Source organism: Brevundimonas sp. GW821-FHT12E07, from assembly GCF_058807035.1.
The window spans coordinates 488,036-505,774 of the sequence record NZ_JBXAQH010000001.1; the positions used below are offsets into that span (position 1 = coordinate 488,036).

The following is a 17,739-nucleotide window of genomic DNA, read 5'->3' on the forward strand; positions in this document are numbered from 1 at the left end:
TGCTGGCGGGTGTACGAGAGCTGCCCGTCTGCGCCGATCTCAGCGCAGCCGTTCCAGCAGGGCCTGGGACGCCGGTTCGATGCGGCCTTCGACCATGGCCATGAAGGCCGCTCGCTTCAGGCCGGCCGGGGCGGGCGGCAGGAATTCGAACACCACCTTGCCCGGGATGCGCTTGAAGCCGTGGGCCGGCCAGTGCTCGCCGGAGTTGGTCGCCACCAAGGCGCAGCTGGCTTCCAGATCGCGATAGATGGCCGCGACGCCGGGCTTGTACTGGCCGGGCTCGCCGGGCGCCGTGCGGGTGCCTTCGGGGAAGATGATGATCTGACGGCCCTCGGCCAGCCGGGCCTTGGCCTGCCGCGTCATGTCGCGCAGGGCCGTGGCATGCCCCTCGCGGTTGACGGCGATCATCTTCGTCTTCCAAGCGAACCAGCCGAAGAAGGGCAGGGGCATCAGCTCCTTCTTCAGCACGAAACAGGGTTCGGGCAGGATGGCCAGCAGGGCCACGACGTCCAGCATGCCCTGATGCTTGGAGGCGACCAGGGCCGCGCCCTTGGGCCGGTACTCCAGACCGCGCACCTCGACCCGCACGCCCGCGATATGGCGCAGGCCGAACAGCACGAATTTCGCCCAGGCGCGCACGACCTTCAGCGCCACCGGCACTGGCATCAGCAGGGCGGGCGACAGGCCGACCGCGAACAGCGGCATCGACAGATAGAGCCACAGGGTGAACAGCAACGAACGCAGGGTAATCAACCAGCCTTCTCCGCAGAGGCTTCAGAAGTCACGGACGGATCGGTGATGATCGGGTTCCGCTCGGGATGTTTGCCCGTCAGGCGATGCAGGCCCTCGCGCCCCAGAACGGCGAGGTATTTCATATATTCCAGCGTCATGCGTCGCGCCGTGACGGCGGCCTTCCACCAGCGGGAATTGTCCAGCGACGGGGTTTCGACCGCATAGGGGACCAGCTTGATGTCCGGCGCCACGCTGTGGATCTCCAGCAGGGAGCGCGGCATGTGATAGTCCGAGGTCACGACGATCAGCCGCCTGTACTCATGCGACTTGGCCCAGGCGCCGATTTCCTGGGCGTTGCCCACGGTGTTCTCGGCCTCGAAGCCCAGGTCGACGCAGCAGTTGAACAGCTTGTCCGAGCCCGGCGTCAGGGCGCGCAGTTCCTGGCGGCGGACCGTCGGATTGACGCCGGAAATCAGCAGCCGATCGCCCTTGTCGTGTTCCAGCAGGCGGATGGCCGCATTGACGCGCTCGGCCGAGGGGCCGGTCAGGGCGACGATGGCGTCGGCGCGCTCGGGCTCGGCCGCCGGTGTCAGTCCGCGCACCCGGTCGGCGAACACGAACAACCCGACCAGCCACAGCAGCGCGATGGTGCCGATAAGCGTCAGAAACTTCATCTGAACCTCCTATCGTCGTGAACGGCGTCCGCCAAGCTCGCCCTTGGCCAGGGTTGTCTGGGCCGCGATTCTGGCCGCGACAAGCGCCACCGTACCCGCCAGCAGCGGACATGGCGAGAGCAGCAGGATGTCGCTCCAGGCCAGGGGCAGGGCGGCGGTCAGGCCTCCGGCGCCCCCAAGGGCTCTCAGGGCGGCGATCAGGGCCGCCGCCGCCACGGCGCCCGTCGCCCCCGCTCCGGCGGCCAGGAGGCCGAACCGGGTCTGGAACAGGCCGGCGATATAGCCCCCCGTCGCCCCCGAAAGGCTCAGGGTCTCGATCACCGCGCGCTGGGCCGCCAGCCCAGCCCGGGTCGCATAGACGATGGCCGCCGCTGCGGCGCAGGCGATCAGCAGGAAGCCGGCGAGACTGAGGGCGGTGATCAGGGCCGCGGAGCGCTCGACCTCGCCGCGCCAGAGCTCATGGTCGTCGACGCTGGCGTCCAGACCCGCCTCGGCCAGGGCGCGGCTCAGCACCACAGTGCTGGCGGGCGCCTTCGGATCCAGCCGTACGGTGACCAGGAAGGGCAGGGGCAGATCGGGCAGGACCGCCTCGCCCAGCCACGGCCGCAGCAGGTCCTCGGCTTCCTTTCTGTCCATGACGGCGGCCTCGGACACGCCGGGCACGCTGGACAGGGTCTCGGCGGCGCGCCCGGCGGCCGCCAGACCCGTTTCACCGACGCGCGGCCGCACCTGCACCGTCGCCTCGGCCCGCAGCTGCCGCGCCCAGCCGTGGGCGGCGCGATCGGCGGCGACGGCGCCGACGCAGGCCAGGCAGGCGATGAAGCACAGGACGGCGATCACCGCCGCCAGCCAGGTCTCGCCCGCGGCGTCGCGGGGCAACAGGCCCGGGGATCTTCCTGTGAAGGGCGACTTCATCAGAAGCCTCCCGTCAGCTTGCCGCGATCCAGCCGCAGCCGTCGCGCGCCCGACTGTTCGGCCAGGGCCTCGTCGTGGCTGGCGATCAGCACCGTGGCGCCCAGCCTGTTCAGCGACTGGAACAGGTTCAGCAGCTTGTCGGCCATGGCCTTGTCGACGCTGCCGGTCGGCTCGTCGGCGATGATCAACTCGGGTTTGGTCATCACCGCCCGGGCGATGGCCAGACGCTGTTTCTCCCCGCCCGACAGGGACGGCGGTCTGGCGTCCATGCGGCCGCCCAGCCCGACCCAGCGCAGCATTTCCTCGACGTCGGGGGCGTATTCGGCGCGCTTCCTTCCGGCCAGCCGCAGCGGCAGGGCCGCGTTCTCGAACAGCTCCAGATGGTCCAGCAGGCGGAAGTCCTGAAACACCACCCCCATGCGCCGTCGCAGGGGCGGGGCCGCTGAGCGGGGCAGGTCGGTGACGTCCTGTCCGAACAGGGCGATGCGGCCCGAGGTCGGGCGCTCGGCCAAGGTCAGCAGGCGCAGCAGCGACGACTTTCCCGCGCCCGAAGGGCCGGTAAGGAAGTGGAAAGAGCCACGCGGCAGAATGAGGTTAACGTCCCGAAGCACGTCGGGCGAATCGGCATAGCCGAAGCCTACGCCGGTCAGGCGGACGGTTTCGGGCGCGGATTCAGCAGCGGCGGCGCGGCGGGACGGAGCAGGCATCGATTTTCTTTGGGACCGGGGCGCGCGCGCCTCGACAGGAGGGGGCGGATCACGCCCCGCAGTCAGACCGCATGATACTGACCTGTCCGTCCTGCGCCACCAGCTATTTCACGCCCGACGAGGCGATCGGCCCCAATGGCCGCAAGGTCCGCTGCAAGACCTGCGCTCATGTCTGGCACGCCTCCCTGGCCGACGAACCGCTCGAACTGACCGCCCCGCCCGAGGCCGCCCTGGTCGAGATGGTCGCCAACGGCATGGTCGGCGCCTCGGCCGGCGGTTTCGGCAAGCGCGAGGACGGTCCGGACAGTCTCGCCGAGACTCCCGCCCCCGAACTGCCCAAGGCCTTCCGCGCCCGGGCCGAGGAACAGCGCCGTGTCCGCCGCGCCGCCACCCACGGCGCGGTCTGGGCGGGTCTGGCCAGCGTCTTCGTCGCCATTCTCGGCGCCGCCTGGCTGTTCCGGGTCGAGGTCGTCGACCTCTATCCGCGCGCCGCCGCCGCCTACGCCGCCGTCGGCTCGCCGGTGAACGCCACCGGCCTGAATTTCGAGGCCATGGCCATCAAGGTCGCGCCCTATGACCCCGGCAAGGTGATCGTTTCGGGCTCGGTGCGGAACATCCGCGACCATGAGATCGTCAGCCCGCCCGTCCGCATCGCCCTGCTGGACGCCCACGGCGCCGAGATCGGCTTCCACGTCATCACCATCGACGCCGCCCCGGTCCTGCCGGGCGGGGTCCAGGGCTTCGCCGCCGTCATCCCCGATCCGGGCGCGAAAATTTCCGGCATCGGCGTCGACTTCGTCGCCACGCCGAAGGGCAAGGCCGAACACGGCGCCGAAGACGCGCACGGCGCGCCGGCCCATGACGCGCCTGCCCACGGCGACGACCACGCTCCTGCCGCCGCGCCTCAGGCCGAACACGGCGCTGACCATGCGGCTGCGCCCGCTCCGGCGGGTCACACTTCCGGCCCCCTGACCGGTCATGCGGCCGAGAGCGGCCTGCGTCCGGCCATCGACCACGAGATTCGGGCCCCGGCGCTTCCGCCCGTCGACGCCCACCCTATCGACAGCGGGCATGGCGAGGCGGTATCCGCTTCGCATCATGGCTGACTCCTCCCCCCTGACGTCGTCCACGACGCCCGAAGTCCTGCTGTCCGAGGCCGAGATCGCCCGGATCGTGGCTGAGCTCGCCGAACGGATCGCGCCCGTCATCGACGACGACACGGTCGCCGCTGTCCTCCTGACCGGGGGGCTGTGGTTCGCCGCAGACCTGACCCGGGCCCTGTCGCGGGTCGGCCGCCACGTCCGCTTCGACGCCCTTTGGCTGGCCTCCTATGGCGACGAGAAGTCGAGCCGTGGCCGGATCGACGTCCACGCCCCGTTCCAGCGCTCGCTGGAGGGCCGCAAGGTCCTGATCGTCGACGACGTCTTCGACACCGGCCTGTCCTTGGCCGAGGCGGTGCGGATCGCCAGGGAGAAGGGGGCGACCGAGGTCCTGACCTGCGTCTTCGCCCGCAAACCCTTCCCCCTGCCGCGCGCGCCAGAGCCCGACTTCTTCGGCTGGCAGGCCCCGAACCGCTTCCTCGTCGGCTATGGCCTCGACAACGCCGGCGCCCTGCGCGGCCTGCCTGACATCTGCGCGCTGGATTGATCGTGTCTTACTGACGGCGTATATACGTTTTCAGTACTGGAGATCGCTATGCCCAAGGACGCTGTCTTCACGATGAAGCTCGAACCCGAACTGCGGGACGAGTTCATGGCGGCTGCTGACGCGGCCCACCGCCCAGCCTCCCAGGTCGTGCGCGAAATGATGCGCGAGTTCGTCCACCGCCAGAACGAGGCGGCGGGCTATGACGCCTTCCTGCGCCGCAAGGTCGAAATCGCGCGCGCCGCCATGGCGGCCGACGACGGGTTCTCGCATGAGGAGGTCGAGGCCGAGTTCGCGGCGCGGCGGGCTGCCGCCTCGCGGTGAAGGTCCGCTGGACACGCCAGGCCCGGCAGGACCGGGCCGACATCTGGGACTATCTGCGCGCCCGTGATCCCGGCGCTGCGGTTCGCATGGACCAACTGTTCACCGAGGTGACGGCTCCGCTGTCGGAGTTTCCGCTGATCGGTCGTGTTGGGGCCGTCGAAGGCACACGCGAACTGATCCCGCACCCCAGCTATCGGCTGGTCTACGAAGTCTTCGGCGAGACCATCTGGATCCTCGTACTGGTCCACGCCGCGCGAGAATGGCCGCCGGTCGAAAGCGCCGAGCCCTAAAGCCAGTCCGCCATCGGTTCGCGGGCCAGCATCTCCTCATAGGTCGGGCGCGGGCGGATGACGGCATAACGATCACCGTCGACCAGCACCTCGGGGACCAAGGGCCGGGTGTTGTATTCGCTCGACATCACCGCGCCATAGGCGCCGGCGCCGGTGAAGACGACCAGATCGCCGGCCTGCAGCGGCGGCAGGTCGCGGCCCCGGGCGAAGGTGTCGCCGGTCTCGCAGATCGGGCCGACCACGTCATAGGCGGTGGGCGCATTGTGCCCGCCCGCCTCGCGCGGCCGCACCGCCTTGATCTCGTGGAAGCTGTCGTACATGGCCGGGCGGATCAGGTCGTTCATGGCCGCGTCCAGCACCAGGAAGCGGCGGCCGTCGGCCCGCTCGGTGATCTGGATCACCCGGCTCAGCAGGACCCCGGCGTTGGCCGCCAGCAGCCGCCCCGGCTCGAACGCGGCCTCGACGCCGAGGCCGTCCAGCACCCGCGCCGCCATGGCCACATAGTCGGCCGGAGACGCGGTCGGGGCGCCGCCGACGTAGGGCACGCCCAGACCGCCGCCGAGATCCAGCCGCGTCACGGTCTGGCCCTTGGCGCGCAGCTCTTCAGTCATCGAGCGCAGCAGGCGGAAGGCGGCCTCCAGCGGGGTCAGGTCGGTGATCTGGCTGCCGATATGGCAGGCGAGACCCACAGGCGTCACATGGGGGCTGGTGGCGGCGCGGACATAGAGGTCCACGGCCTCGTCCGCCGGAATGCCGAACTTGTCGCCCTCGCCGCCGGTGGTGATCTTGGCGTGGCCGCCGGCGCCGATCTTGGGGTTCACCCGGATAGCGATCTCAGGGACCTTGCCGAGGCGTTCGGCGATGGGAATGAGCCGGTCCAGCTCGGCCGGGCTCTCGACATTGATCTGGCGCACGCCCTGTTCGATGGCGAAGGCCAGTTCGCCGTCGGTCTTGCCCACGCCGGAGAAGATGATCTTCGAGGCGGGGACGCCGGCGGCCAGCGCCCTGCGGATCTCGCCCTCGGAGACGGTGTCGGCCCCGCAGCCCAGTCGCGCCAGGGTCGCCAGCACCGACAGGTTGGAGTTGGCCTTGACCGCATAGGCGATCAGGGCGTCGCCCAGGGCTTCACGATGCGCGTCCGCCGCCTCGCGCAGCACGCCGTAGTGCCGCGTCAGGGTGGCGGTGGAATAGACATAGGCGGGCGTCCCGACCGTCTCGGCCAGGGCCTCCAGAGACACGCCCTCGGCTTGCAGGGCGCCGTCCTTCAGATCGAAATGGTGCAAGGCGTCTCTATTGGGGATCACGTCCCGCGGCGGGAGCGCCGAGGGGATTGGAGGGGCCGCCGTCGATCGGCACCTGGCTGGACGGCCGGTTGACAGTGGCGGGATCGGGCAGATGCGGAGCCCAGGCGTCGCGCGGCGCGCGCTCGGTCTCGCGGGGCTTCGGAGCCTCCAGATCGGCCATCCGGCCGCAGGCGGCGGCCGAGGCGGCCAGAACAGCGAGAACGCCGAGTACAATCAGCTTTTTCATAGACGCGACTTCCAATCGGCGATGCGAGCGCGGACCTGCTCGGGGGCGGTGCCTCCGAAGCTCTGGCGGCTGGCGCAGGAGGCCTCGGGAGAGAGCACCTTGTAAATGGCTTCGGTGACGCCGGGTTCAAGCGATTGCAAATCCGCCAGCGACAGTTGCGCCAGACCCACGCCCTTGCCCTCCGCCATCTTCACCGCCGCGCCCGTCACATGGTGCGCCTTGCGGAAGGGCAGGTTCAGCTCGCGCACCAGCCAGTCGGCCAGATCGGTGGCGGTGGAGAAGCCCGCGCCCGCCGCCGCCGCCATACGCTCCGTGTTCGGAATGAGGGCCGCGACCATGGCCGTCATGGCGGTCAGGGCCAGATCGAGGGCGTCGAAGGCCTCGAACACCGGCGGCTTGTCCTCCTGCATGTCCTTCGAATAGGCCAGAGGCAGGCCCTTCATGACGGTCGACAGGGCGACGAATGACCCGAGGATGCGCCCGGTCTTGGCCCGCACCAGTTCGGCGGCGTCCGGATTGCGCTTCTGAGGCATGATCGACGAGCCGGTGGTCAGGTCGTCTGGCAGGGCGGCGAAGCCGAACATCGGCGTCATCCACACCACGATCTCCTCGGCCAGGCGCGACAGATGGCCCGCGGTGATCGAGGCGGCGGCCAGGCTCTCCAGCGCGAAGTCGCGATCCGAGACGGCGTCCAGCGAGTTCGCCATCGGCCGGTCGAAGCCGAGGTCGGCGGCGGTCGCATGGCGGTCGATGGGGAAGGGCGAACCGGCGAGCGCGGCGGCGCCCAGCGGGTTCTCGTTCATCCGCTTGCGCGCATCGGCGAAGCGAGAGGCGTCGCGCCCGAACATCTCGACATAGGCCATCAGGTGATGGCCCAGGGTCACCGGCTGGGCGGTCTGCAGATGGGTGAAACCGGGCATCAGATCGCCCGCATGCTGTTCGGCCCGGGCCAGCAGGGCCTTCTGCAGGGCGGTCAACTGATGGCCGGTGCGGTCGCAGGCATCGCGGACCCACAGGCGGAAGTCGGTTGCGACCTGGTCGTTGCGGCTGCGCGCCGTGTGCAGCCGGCCCGAGGGCTCGCCGATCAGCTCCGACAGCCGCGCCTCCACATTCATGTGGATGTCCTCGAAGCTGTCGCGGAAGGGGAAGGAGCCGCCCTTGATCTCGCCCTCGATGGTCTCCAGCCCGCCCAGAATGGCCTCGCCGTCGGCCGCGCCGATAATCCCCTGTTTGATCAGCATACGGCAATGGGCGCGCGATCCGGCCAGATCCTGGGCCCACAGACGCTGGTCCACGCCGATGGAGACGTTGATCGCCTGCATGATGTCGGCGGGCTTCGAGGAGAAGCGGCCGCCCCACATGTCTTGACCTGCGGGCTTTTGATCCGCTTTGGTCTTTTCTTCGGGGGTGGAAACGTCGGTCATGAGCGGCTCGAGGACGGCGATCGGGGTAATTCTGGGGGTGCTGCTGATCGGAGCGATCGGCGGCGGCGCGTTCCTATACGCCAAGCCTGACGCCGCCGCCAAAGTTTCCGCACCCGCCGAAGCGCCGAAAAGCGCGCTCGCCCGGTTCGCCACCGGCTCGCTGGCGACGCTGGAGACGCCCGCCGCCACCCCGGTGGCGCCAGACTATGTGTTCAAGACCGCCGACGGCGCGGACGTCCGCTTCGCCGCCTTCCGTGGCAAGGTGGTGCTGGTCAACCTCTGGGCCATGTGGTGCGTGCCGTGCCGCACAGAGATGCCGACCCTGGCCGCCGCCGCGAAGACGTACGAAGGCAAGGACCTCGTCGTCCTGCCCATCAATGTCGACGTCGAGCCCGACAAGGTCGCCGACGCCAAGAGCTTCATCGGTGTCCACGAACCCCTGCCGCTCTACAGCGATCCGAAATTCCAGCTGCCCTTTGAATTCCCGGGCAAGGGCAAGATGCCCCAGACCATCCTGCTGGACCGTCAGGGCCGTATCCGCGCCACCTTCGCCGGCGAGGCCGACTGGAACAGCCCCGAGGCCCGCGCCCTGATCGACGCGGTGCTGGCGGAGGGTCAGCCGGGCGTCAGCTGAAGATTGTCGAAGCGGACGACCTGGCGAGGGTTGCCGGCATAGGGGGTGACCCTGACCAAAACGCTGGTGGTCCGCGCCACGAAGGTGAAGCCGCGACGCGTCAGCCCCCGGGTGGTCGGATCCATGGCGCCCAGGGTGGCGAAGCCGTGCGAGGGTTCGGCGACGGTCACCCGCGCGGGCTGACCTCCGGTGTCGATATCGACCGTCACCCGATAAGTCGCCCCGACCGTGAGCCCCCGCCAGGTCCGCAGGACCCGGTCGGAATAGTTCGTCACGCCCGAGACCTGCGCCACCGATCCTGACCGGCTGAACATCGCCCTTCCGGTCGTTCGGAAGCCTTCATCGCTCCACTGGAAGGTATGGTTGAAGAGCGGAACGGGCGCGCGATCGCGGAAATCCGCCCTGAAGCGCGCGCCGCTGTCGGGATAGTCGCCCTGGCTCAGCCGTCCGGAAAAGGCGAGATTGTTGTCCCAGTAGGCCGACCAGGCGTAGTCGTGCGTCGTGACCCAGCCGTAGACGAGGTCGATCCACTCCGGCCGGTCCCAGTTGGTCCCGAACTCGCACAGACACATCGCCTTGCCATGGGCTGCGGCGAAATCGACCTGCCACTGCAGGCCGTAAGGCAGGTCCCGAGCATAGTTGAAGGCCGTGCGGGGGTTCGGGTCCCCGAAAGCGCGGTCGTAGTAGAGATCGAGCCCGACCACATCCACATAGCGGTCGCCGGGCCAGGCCTGGGTCACGTCGTATTGCGGGATGCTCGCCGAGGTCCAGTTGGGGTTCCAGACGAACCGGAACCGGGGAGACACGGCGCGGAAGGCGGTCACGAACCGTCGAAACGCCGCCTTGTAGGCTTCATGGCGGTCGCCGGGGATGACCCGCCAAGGATAGGCGCCGTCGATGTTGAACTCATGCCCGACCCGGATGAGAATCTGGTCGGTGTCGCTGGGCGCGGCCGCGATGATCCGGGCCGCCTCGGTATAATAGCCGTCGAAATCCCCTGCGGCCGCCTGGTCGAGGGTCGTGCCGGCGACATTGAGGCCGATGGTCCAGACCTTGGGGCGTGTGTCGCCTGCGGTGCCGTCGACGATGCCGTGAAGGCTGGAAATATAGAGACGCCAGTTGGTCCATGAGCCGAAGACGGTGACATTGTCCGCCCGACGTCCCAGCCAGGCGTCGAAGGCGGCGACATCCCGGGCCGAGGCGGGTTGATGCGGCGCGACGCCGATCTGTCTCCGCATCGAAACGCCGGGGCGAACAGACGGCCGCGCCTCGTCCGCAGTCGTGGTGGCGGCGGGGGCGTAAAGCGCGGGCGCGTCTGGCGGGGCGGCATCCGGGATCATGCCGATCGACATGAGCCATCAACCGACGGCCGGCGCAATATCGGAGGCCACGAAGCGCCTGCGACAGGCGGTCACTCCAGCGGCCCCCGAGGCGTCGGATCAGTGCTCCGGCGCGGGCACGCGCTGGTCGGTCGACGGGTTGACGGCGCCGGGCTTGCCTTCGGCGGCCGCCTCGGCCTGGTTGGCTTCCAGATGGTCGGCGACCTTGCCCGCGCCCTTCTCGACGGCCTGGGCCGCCTTCATGGCGCCGCTTTCGGCGATCTCGCCCGCCTGGGCGGCGACCTCACCAGCCTTGTCGCCCGCCTGGGCGGCCGCGACCTCGGCCTTGTCGCCGGCGACGGCGGCGTCCTGTTTGGCCTCGGTGGTTTCGGAGCGGGTGCAGGCGGCGGCGCCGAGCGACAGGGCGGCGACGGCGATCAGGACGGCGGGAATGCGAACGGACATCGAAAATCTCCGGCTGAGGGGAACCTTGGCTGGAGAAACGCGGGCGACGAATGCGGGTTGCGAAGGCGTCTTCGCCCACGACTTTCAAAGGGGGACCGATGGTGGCTGGAGGCGGGCTCGAACCGCCGACCTGTGGGTTATGAATCCACCGCTCTAACCAGCTGAGCTACCCAGCCACGCTATCGGCCGCCCGCCGGGGCCTGACGGCCGCGCGCGGGAAGAGGCGTGCCTATATAGACGGCGAGGCGGCGGTTCAAGTCGCTTCGCAAAAAGCCTGTGGTCTGGCGAGGACGATCGGTCGCAGCGACAGCCGCCGTGACGGCTGGAACGGTCAAGCCCGGCTCCCGTTCTCCAGCCGCCCGTTCCGATTCCCCCACCGAAAGATTTCCCGATGCGCACCCTCGTCCTCGCCTCCAGCGCCTCCCTGATGGTCCTCGCCGCGGCCTGCGGGGCACGGGGCGAGAATGATGCGAGCGCGCCTGCCGTTTCGGGCGCCCAGGTCGAGACCCGGCCCGCCAACGGCCAGGGCCAGACCCCCGCCTTCGCCGGCCAGACCCGCGCCCCCGGCGTCACCACCGATGTGAAACTGGCCTCGACCGTCGTCGCGGCGGGGCTGGAACATCCCTGGGGCCTCGCCCTCCTGCCCGACGGCCGCTGGCTGGTGACCGAACGGCCGGGGCGGCTGCGCATCATCACGGCCGAGGGTCAGAAGGGCGAACCGATCGCGGGTCTGCCCGCCGTCGCGGCGCGAGGGCAGGGCGGGCTGCTGGACGTCGCCGTCGGCCCGACCTTCGCGACGGACCGGCTCATCTACTGGGCCTATGCCGAACCCCGCGAAGGCGGCAACGCCACCTCCGTGGCGCGCGGCCGGCTGTCAGACGACGGGACGAAGGTGGAGAGCGTCCAGGTCATCTTCCGCGCCATGCCGACCTATGACGGCGACAAGCATTTCGGCGGCGCCCTGGCCTTCGCCCCCGACGGCAAGCTGTTCCTGACGCTTGGCGAACGCTCCGACGCCCCGATGCGGCCCCAGGCCCAGGATCTGGGTTCTCACATGGGCAAGGTCATCCGCATCAACGCCGACGGCTCGGTCCCGGCCGACAATCCCTTCGTCCGCACACCCGGCGCCCGGCCCGAGATCTGGAGCCTGGGCCACCGCAACGTCCAGGGCGTAGCCATCACGCCCGAGGGTCAGGTCTGGACCATCGAACACGGCACGCGCGGCGGCGACGAGGTCAATCACGACCGCGCCGGGGTCAACTACGGCTGGCCGATCGTCGCCTATGGCACCGAGTACGCGGGCGGGCCGATCAATGGCGGGATCACCGCCCGCGAGGGGCTGGAGCAGCCCGTCTACTACTGGGACCCCGTCATCGCTCCGGGCGGCGCAGCCTTCTACGAGGGCGCCATGTTCCCGGGCTGGCGCGGCAATCTGCTGGTCGCGGGCCTGAAGGAGAAGCACATCGCCCGACTGGTGCTGCAGAACGACCGCGTCGTCGGCGAAGAGCGGCTGCTGACCGACCTGGGCGAGCGCATCCGCGATGTGGCGGTCGGCCCTGATGGCGCCGTCTGGGCCATCACCGACGAGACCGACGGCAAGCTGGTCCGGCTGTCGAAGGCGCCCTGATTTCCGATGGAGGCCTGGCCTCCGAGTCGAACGGAGGGTCCTCGGGCTTGCAGGCCCGCCGCGTCGCCACTCCGCCACCAGGCCGACGAAGAGGCATCGGCGCGGCCAGGCGAACGGCCGCGAGGCGTCACTGCGGGGTGATGGCGGCCAAACCATGATCGGTTTGTTGCGGGCGTGAAGCCCAAGGCTTCGACTTGGCGTCAGTTCCGGCGGAACAGTCTCGAGGCGCCGTAACCCGTCGCCGCAGCCAGCAGGACCGACAGGATGCCGTAGAGCCACGGACGGCGATGGGCGAACTCATAGATGTCGCGCTCGAACCCGACCTTCTCGACCGTCAGGGTCAGGTTTGACACCGATTGCGGCTCCCCGTCCCGGAACAGCCAGACCTCGGCGTAATACTGGCCGGTCGGGGCGACGGCGGGCAGGTCGATCTCGGCGCGGAACAGTCCCTTGTCGACGAACTTCACCCCTTCCGGATCGGTATCGTAAAGGGCCGCCGCCTCCTTCAGCCGGATCACGGCGCGGCGCCAGTCGAGGTAGTCGTCGCCCAGCCGCGACACCACCACGTCCCGCACGCCGTAGCGGGTCACGGTGCGCTGCTCGTCGGGCGCTCCGATGCGCAGGTGGTCGACGCCGACGCCCAGCCGGCGCAGCTGGCCGAAGTCGGCGATGTCGCTGAGCGGTCGGGTCGAGGCGGTCATGTAGAAGCCGGGCGCGCCCTCGAACAGCACCGGCCGGCTGTTCAGCCAGACGCCGAGGTTGCGCGTCTTCTTGACCAGACGCACCGGAGCGTCGGGGCCGCGCATGACCACAACGACGTCGGTGGGGCTGTTCGACGGGTTGAACACCGCGCCGTAGAGCACGATCGAGGCGCCCCGGAAGCTGGAATCGACCCGGATCCGGGCGTCGGTCAGGGCAGCGGCGACGCGCAGTTCGCCTTCCGTCGCGACCGACTGCTCGGACGGCAGGGCGACGGGGCCTGGCGCCGGGCTCTCGGGGACCAGCGGCGCCGAGATCGCGGGCGGTGGTGGTGGGAGGGGCGCGTGGATCATCGGTCCGCCACCCCCGGGGCCAGCAGGAAGATGTCGTGCGGCTTCACGAACAGCTCCAGCCCCATATAGACGCCGACGCCGAGGACGATCAGCCCCAGCAGGGCCCGCAGTTCCTCGGCGCGGAACCGACTGGCGAACCGGGCGCCCAGCTGGGCCCCGACCACCCCGCCCAGCAGCAGGATGGTGGACAGGACGATGTCGACCGTCTGATTACGGCCGGCCTGCAGGATGGTGGTGATCGCCGTGGTGATGATGATCTGGAACAGGCTGGTCCCGACCACGGCCCCGGCGCGCATGCGCAGGACATAGAGCATGGCCGGCACCAGGATGAAGCCGCCGCCAACGCCCATGATGGCCGACAGGATCCCGGCGAAAATCCCCAGGGACAGGGGCGGTATGGCGCTGATGTAGAGGCCGGACTTGGGGAACCGCATCCGGAACGGCAGGCCGTACAGGAACAGCGGGCGACGGCGGTCCTTGTGCGGGGCCGTCTCGCCGCGCCGCCGACGGATGATTTCGGTCAGGCTCTCGTTCAGCATCAGGGTGCCGATGGCGCCCAGGAACAGGAGGTAGGACAGGGCCACGACCAGGTCGGCCTGGCCCAGCAGGCGCAGGTAGCGGAACAGCTCCACCCCTGCGAGCGCCCCGATCGCCCCGCCGAAGGCCATGATGCCGCCGAGCTTGAAGTCGACCGCCTTCTGGCCCGAATAGCGGATCACGCCCGAGGTCGAGGAGGCGACGACGTGGCTGGCCTGGCTGGCGACGGCCACGGTCGGAGGGATGCCGAGGAAGATCAGGATCGGCGCCATCAGGAAACCGCCGCCCACGCCGAACAGGCCGGACACGAATCCGACCACCGTTCCCAGCAGGACCAGGATCGGCCAGTTCACCGAAACCTCGGCGATCGGCAGATAGATATCCAAAGGACGCGCCTTCGGCTGACGGACAAAAACAAGGCGCCGGAAGGCGTGGGGGAGGGTCTAGCGCCCGGGCGGCGGCTTCACCACCCGGTGCGCGTCATTGGGGCGTTTCTGAGCGAAATCGGGGCGATCGCTCAGCCGAGAGGGGCGGTCTGGAAGGCTTCGACGGCGGCGCGGGCCGAGGTGCGCGCCGCGGCGGACAGGGTCGGGCCGAGCCGATCGGCAGCCTGCTTCGCCTCCTGGTCGCCCTGACGCGCCGCGATCAGATACCACTTGAAGGCCTCGGTCTGGTTCGGGGCCACGCCCTCGGTCCCGTACTCGTAGATCTTGGCCGCGTTGAACTGGCTGTTGACCTCGCCGCGGTCGGCGGCCTTGACCAGCCAATCCAGGGCCTCGGCGCGGTTCTGGGCCCCGCCGACGCCGTCGTAGAGGTACATGCTGTAGGCGCGCATCCCGAGGGGGTCGCCGGCGCCGGCCGCGCGCCGGGCCCAGAGCCGGGCCTCGGTCTGGTTGCGGGCGACGCCGTTCTGGCCGTTCTCGTACATCTCGACCAGCTTCAGTTGGGCGGCGGGCAGGCCCATGTTGGCGGCGCGGGTCAGGGTGGCGACGCCTTCCGGCTTGCCGCCCGAAAGCTCCTCGGTCGCCTGATCGAAGAGGGACTGGGCCTCGCTGGAGGGCAGGGGCACGGCGTCGGTCGGCGTCTGGTCGCCCGTCAGGGCGACGGCGGCCAGCGGCGTGGTCTCGGCGGTCAGATCGGCGTCGCTCGCGGCGGCCGGGGCCAGGCCCAGAGCCTGACGCACGCCGTCCATGCCCGGAAGAGTGAAGCCCTCGCCGCCGGCGAGTCGGTTGGTCGTATAGAGGGCGCCGACCAGGGCCATGCCGGTGACCGAGGCCAGAAGCCCCTTGCGGATCGTCGAACCGCTCTTGGCCTGTTTGTCGAGACGCTCCTGCAGGCGCGACTTGCCGCCGCGCTTCAGGCCGAAGCCGGCGCGGGGCTCCTCGGCTTCCGGCGCGGCCGTCATGGCGGCGCGGGCGGCGTCGATGGCGCTGCGGGTCGAGGCGGCGCGGCCGCCAGCGGCCCCGGCCGACAGGCCGGCGCGCATCGAGCGGGCGTCGACGAAATCGGTTTCGGCGGAGAATTCGTCCGGGCCGGCGTCGAAGGCGTCGGCCGGGTCGAAGGCCGGAGGCGCGCCGAAGCCGGTCGCGCGCGTCTGGGGCGCAAGGGCAGGCTCGGGCTCGGCCGCATAGGTCTCGGGCGCGTAGACGTCGGGGGCGACGGCGGCCGTGGCCTCCAGCGCGTCCTCGACGTCGGCGCCGCCGAACCCGCCGAAGCTCGCCTCAGGGAAGGCCCCCTCGGAGAAGGCTGGCGCCGCGAAGGGCTCCGGAACGTCCTGGGGCGCCGCGGCGGACTGGGCAGGCTGGGCGAAGACCGGGGTGGAGAAGCTGGGCTCGATCACCGGCTCGGGGGCCGCCGGCTGGGCCAGACGCGGCGAGGCCAGGATCTCGGCGACCGCGCGGGCGGGGTCAAAGGCGGTGTCCGCCGCCGCTTCCGGCTCGCCGAAGCGACCCGGGAAGGGAGCGGGCGCACGCTCGTCCGAGCTCAGGGGATCGGTCGACCAGATGTCGTCGGGCGCCGCGCCGAAATCCTCGTCCGGGAAGGCGCTGGCGCGCCAGTCGGGCTGGCTCAGGTCCGGAGCGGCCGCCAGAGGAGACGGGGCGGGGGCCGCGTGCGGCGCCTCGACCGGCTCGGGGAAGTCGAGCGAACGGCTGGCGCGGTCGACGCGACTCTCGATCCGTTCGCGGGCCTCTTCCAGCAGGCGGGCGGTGCGTTCCTCCGACAGGCGCATCCGCTCGGCCAGCTCGCCCGAGGCGCGGTCGTAGGTCTGTTCGATGCGGCTGGAGCTGTCCGACAGACGCCGGCCGATGTCTTCCAGGGCCTGGGCCGACTTGCGCTCGGACTGGGCGATACGGTCGGCCAGACGGTCCGAAATGCGGGTGATCTCGCCGCCCAGCTTTTCCAGCGCCAGGGCGTGCTGGTCGTCGGTGCGGTTCAGCCGGTGCTCGACGGCCTGGGCGTAGCGGCCCATGTCGCGGTCCAGCTTGTCGCTGAGGCTGGAGTTCAGGTCGGCGGCGATGGCTTGGCCGGCGCGGGCGATCTTGTCCGAGACGCCGCTCTCGACGCGCTGGATGGCGGCGTCCAGGGTCGTGGCGCGGGCGTCGGCGGCCTGCATCCGGTTGTTCAGGTTCTGGGCGATGCGCAGAACCTCGCGGCCCATGGCGTCGATGCCCTGGGCGGAGCGCTGCTCGGCGGCGCGGGCCTGTTCGCCGATGGCGGCCATGGCCCGCTCGATGCGGTCCATCCGGCCTTCGCGTTCGGCCGTGTCCAGCCGCTGGATCATCTCGGCGCGGTTGGCGTCGACCTGACGGGCCAGGGTCTCGGCCAGTTTCTCGAAGCGGGCGGCCTCGCGCGAGCCCTCGGGCTCGACCCGACCCTCGGCGGCGCGCAGACGCTGGTCGAGGCCGGCGAACGAGCGCTCCAGACCGCGCAGGGCCTCGGTCGTATGGGCCTGGGCGGTGTCCAGACGCGCGCTGACCTGGGCCAGCATCTCCGTGCCCACGCCCTGACCGTTCGGCAGGGCGCTGACCGACTTCTCGGCCGCGTCCATGCGCTGGCGCAGTTCGTTCAGGCTGGTCCTCTGGCGTTCCTCGATGTCGTAGAGGCGCGCGGCGATGGCGCCGATGCCGCTCTCGACCTTGCCGAAGGTAGCCTTGGTGTCCGGGCCGACCTCCTGTTCGAAGCGGCGCAGGCGGCGGTGGCCTTCCTTCAGCTCTTCGGAGATGTCGTCGATGCGACGGCCGTAGGTGCGGGTTTCCTGATCGGCGCCGTCGAGGCGGCGAACCAGACCGGCGACGGCCTGATCCACGCCCTGGATGGCCACGGTCGAGCGGCGCTCGGCCGCTTCGAGGCGGGCGGCGATGGCGTCGACCGAGGCGGCGACGCGCTGCAGGGTGTCGTCCGAATGGGCGGAGAACGAGGGAGAGGAGGCGGCGTAGCGCTCCTCGCGCTCATAGCCGCCCTCGCGCTCATAGGCGTCGTCGAGGCGGCGCGAGCGGCTTCGGCGTTCGAAGGAGTCGGCGGCGTGGGCGCGGCGCGACAGGGGGACGACGATTTCCTCGTCCTCGCCATCGTCCATGATCATGGTGTTGAGCCACTCGCCCAGCGTCATGCCGGAGCGACGCGCGAGGTCCTTTGCGACTTCGCGTGCCTTGGGGTCGATACCCTTGACGCTCCAAGGCGCAGCTGCGCTCACCGATTCGCTCCCCGACCTACAGGAGGCCACGCTAGTCGCCCATATCCGGGGTGTAAATCTTACGTTAACCCCAAGATGTTGGGGGCGGCCGATCTTCCTGTGGAAATCATCGGTCCCCAGGCCGTGTGTGGCTTAATCATGGTTAACCGCCCGTAAAGATTAACGCCCGGG

At 70.0% G+C, this 17,739-nt stretch carries 18 protein-coding genes and 2 tRNA genes; 6 read left to right on the forward strand and 14 right to left on the reverse strand.

Annotated elements, in window-relative coordinates; translation table 11 throughout:
- Positions 1-39: 39 nt before the first annotated feature.
- Genes AC1ROD_RS02415 through AC1ROD_RS02430 form a run of 4 tightly spaced genes read right to left on the reverse strand, consistent with a single transcriptional unit; the run spans position 40 to position 3,028 of the window.
- Positions 40-753, reverse strand: coding sequence for a lysophospholipid acyltransferase family protein (locus AC1ROD_RS02415; RefSeq protein ID WP_207869058.1), 714 nt, complete (start codon positions 751-753; stop codon positions 40-42).
- On the reverse strand, positions 750-1,406 hold the full coding sequence (locus tag AC1ROD_RS02420; RefSeq protein WP_492946665.1) for a YdcF family protein: 657 nt from the start codon (positions 1,404-1,406) through the stop codon (positions 750-752). Before AC1ROD_RS02420 ends, AC1ROD_RS02415 begins: the two co-directional genes overlap by 4 nt.
- 9 nt (positions 1,407-1,415) lie before the next feature.
- The gene (locus tag AC1ROD_RS02425) at positions 1,416-2,285 is read right to left on the reverse strand and encodes a cell division protein FtsX (protein WP_492946666.1); all 870 of its coding nucleotides are present in this window, start codon (positions 2,283-2,285) and stop codon (positions 1,416-1,418) included.
- Between the two features lie 35 nt (positions 2,286-2,320).
- Entirely contained in the window at positions 2,321-3,028 is a 708-nt protein-coding gene (locus tag AC1ROD_RS02430; protein WP_492946667.1) for a cell division ATP-binding protein FtsE, read from the reverse strand.
- A 71-nt stretch (positions 3,029-3,099) separates the two neighbouring features.
- On the opposite strand from AC1ROD_RS02430, the gene AC1ROD_RS02435 reads away from it, so the two are divergent.
- From AC1ROD_RS02435 to AC1ROD_RS02450, 4 genes are read left to right on the forward strand one after another with little or no spacing between them, the layout of a single operon-like run.
- Complete coding sequence (locus AC1ROD_RS02435) at positions 3,100-4,134, forward strand: MJ0042-type zinc finger domain-containing protein (RefSeq protein WP_492946668.1); 1,035 nt, start codon at positions 3,100-3,102, stop codon at positions 4,132-4,134.
- Positions 4,127-4,675, forward strand: coding sequence for a phosphoribosyltransferase (locus tag AC1ROD_RS02440; RefSeq protein WP_492946669.1), 549 nt, complete (start codon positions 4,127-4,129; stop codon positions 4,673-4,675). The genes AC1ROD_RS02435 and AC1ROD_RS02440 overlap by 8 nt, the downstream gene beginning before the upstream one ends.
- Before the next feature lie 48 nt (positions 4,676-4,723).
- Entirely contained in the window at positions 4,724-4,996 is a 273-nt protein-coding gene (locus AC1ROD_RS02445) for an antitoxin of toxin-antitoxin stability system (RefSeq protein ID WP_492946670.1), read from the forward strand.
- Positions 4,993-5,286: a type II toxin-antitoxin system RelE/ParE family toxin gene (locus tag AC1ROD_RS02450; RefSeq protein ID WP_492946671.1), complete on the forward strand. Its 294-nt coding sequence runs from the start codon at positions 4,993-4,995 to the stop codon at positions 5,284-5,286. Before AC1ROD_RS02445 ends, AC1ROD_RS02450 begins: the two co-directional genes overlap by 4 nt.
- Here AC1ROD_RS02450 and lysA read toward each other — a convergent pair.
- Genes lysA through argH form a run of 3 tightly spaced genes read right to left on the reverse strand, consistent with a single transcriptional unit; the run spans position 5,283 to position 8,240 of the window.
- Complete coding sequence (lysA, locus tag AC1ROD_RS02455) at positions 5,283-6,569, reverse strand: diaminopimelate decarboxylase (RefSeq protein WP_492946672.1); 1,287 nt, start codon at positions 6,567-6,569, stop codon at positions 5,283-5,285. The two genes, AC1ROD_RS02450 and lysA, sit on opposite strands and share 4 nt — an antisense overlap.
- 7 nt (positions 6,570-6,576) lie before the next feature.
- Entirely contained in the window at positions 6,577-6,816 is a 240-nt protein-coding gene (locus tag AC1ROD_RS02460) for a hypothetical protein (protein WP_492034124.1), read from the reverse strand.
- Positions 6,813-8,240, reverse strand: coding sequence for an argininosuccinate lyase (gene argH / locus AC1ROD_RS02465; protein ID WP_492946673.1), 1,428 nt, complete (start codon positions 8,238-8,240; stop codon positions 6,813-6,815). The genes AC1ROD_RS02460 and argH overlap by 4 nt, the downstream gene beginning before the upstream one ends.
- Between argH and AC1ROD_RS02470 the strand changes: the two genes are divergently transcribed.
- Positions 8,239-8,874, forward strand: coding sequence for a TlpA family protein disulfide reductase (locus tag AC1ROD_RS02470; RefSeq protein WP_492946674.1), 636 nt, complete (start codon positions 8,239-8,241; stop codon positions 8,872-8,874). The two genes, argH and AC1ROD_RS02470, sit on opposite strands and share 2 nt — an antisense overlap.
- Here the strand turns inward: AC1ROD_RS02470 and AC1ROD_RS02475 are convergent.
- The 3 genes from AC1ROD_RS02475 to AC1ROD_RS02485 form a co-directional block, all read right to left on the reverse strand.
- The gene (locus AC1ROD_RS02475; protein WP_492946675.1) at positions 8,856-10,226 is read right to left on the reverse strand and encodes a glycosyl hydrolase; all 1,371 of its coding nucleotides are present in this window, start codon (positions 10,224-10,226) and stop codon (positions 8,856-8,858) included. The two genes, AC1ROD_RS02470 and AC1ROD_RS02475, sit on opposite strands and share 19 nt — an antisense overlap.
- A gap of 87 nt (positions 10,227-10,313) precedes the next feature.
- A complete protein-coding gene (locus tag AC1ROD_RS02480; protein WP_492946676.1) occupies positions 10,314-10,658 on the reverse strand; it encodes a hypothetical protein in 345 nt (114 codons plus the stop codon).
- 99 nt (positions 10,659-10,757) lie between these two features.
- Positions 10,758-10,834 (reverse strand) — tRNA-Met (locus AC1ROD_RS02485).
- A 215-nt stretch (positions 10,835-11,049) separates the two neighbouring features.
- Between AC1ROD_RS02485 and AC1ROD_RS02490 the strand changes: the two genes are divergently transcribed.
- Positions 11,050-12,285 (forward strand): PQQ-dependent sugar dehydrogenase, encoded by a 1,236-nt coding sequence (locus tag AC1ROD_RS02490; RefSeq protein WP_492946677.1) that lies wholly within the window; start codon positions 11,050-11,052, stop codon positions 12,283-12,285.
- A 7-nt stretch (positions 12,286-12,292) separates the two neighbouring features.
- Here the strand turns inward: AC1ROD_RS02490 and AC1ROD_RS02495 are convergent.
- The 4 genes from AC1ROD_RS02495 to AC1ROD_RS02510 all read right to left on the reverse strand — a co-directional run bounded on the left by AC1ROD_RS02495 (position 12,293) and on the right by AC1ROD_RS02510 (position 17,568).
- Positions 12,293-12,369 (reverse strand) — tRNA-Ala (locus AC1ROD_RS02495).
- A gap of 116 nt (positions 12,370-12,485) precedes the next feature.
- The gene (locus AC1ROD_RS02500) at positions 12,486-13,337 is read right to left on the reverse strand and encodes a TIGR02186 family protein (protein ID WP_492946678.1); all 852 of its coding nucleotides are present in this window, start codon (positions 13,335-13,337) and stop codon (positions 12,486-12,488) included.
- Complete coding sequence (locus AC1ROD_RS02505) at positions 13,334-14,260, reverse strand: sulfite exporter TauE/SafE family protein (protein ID WP_492946679.1); 927 nt, start codon at positions 14,258-14,260, stop codon at positions 13,334-13,336. The genes AC1ROD_RS02500 and AC1ROD_RS02505 overlap by 4 nt, the downstream gene beginning before the upstream one ends.
- A 131-nt stretch (positions 14,261-14,391) precedes the next feature.
- Positions 14,392-17,568, reverse strand: coding sequence for an SEL1-like repeat protein (locus tag AC1ROD_RS02510; RefSeq protein ID WP_492946680.1), 3,177 nt, complete (start codon positions 17,566-17,568; stop codon positions 14,392-14,394).
- Positions 17,569-17,739 lie beyond the last annotated feature (171 nt).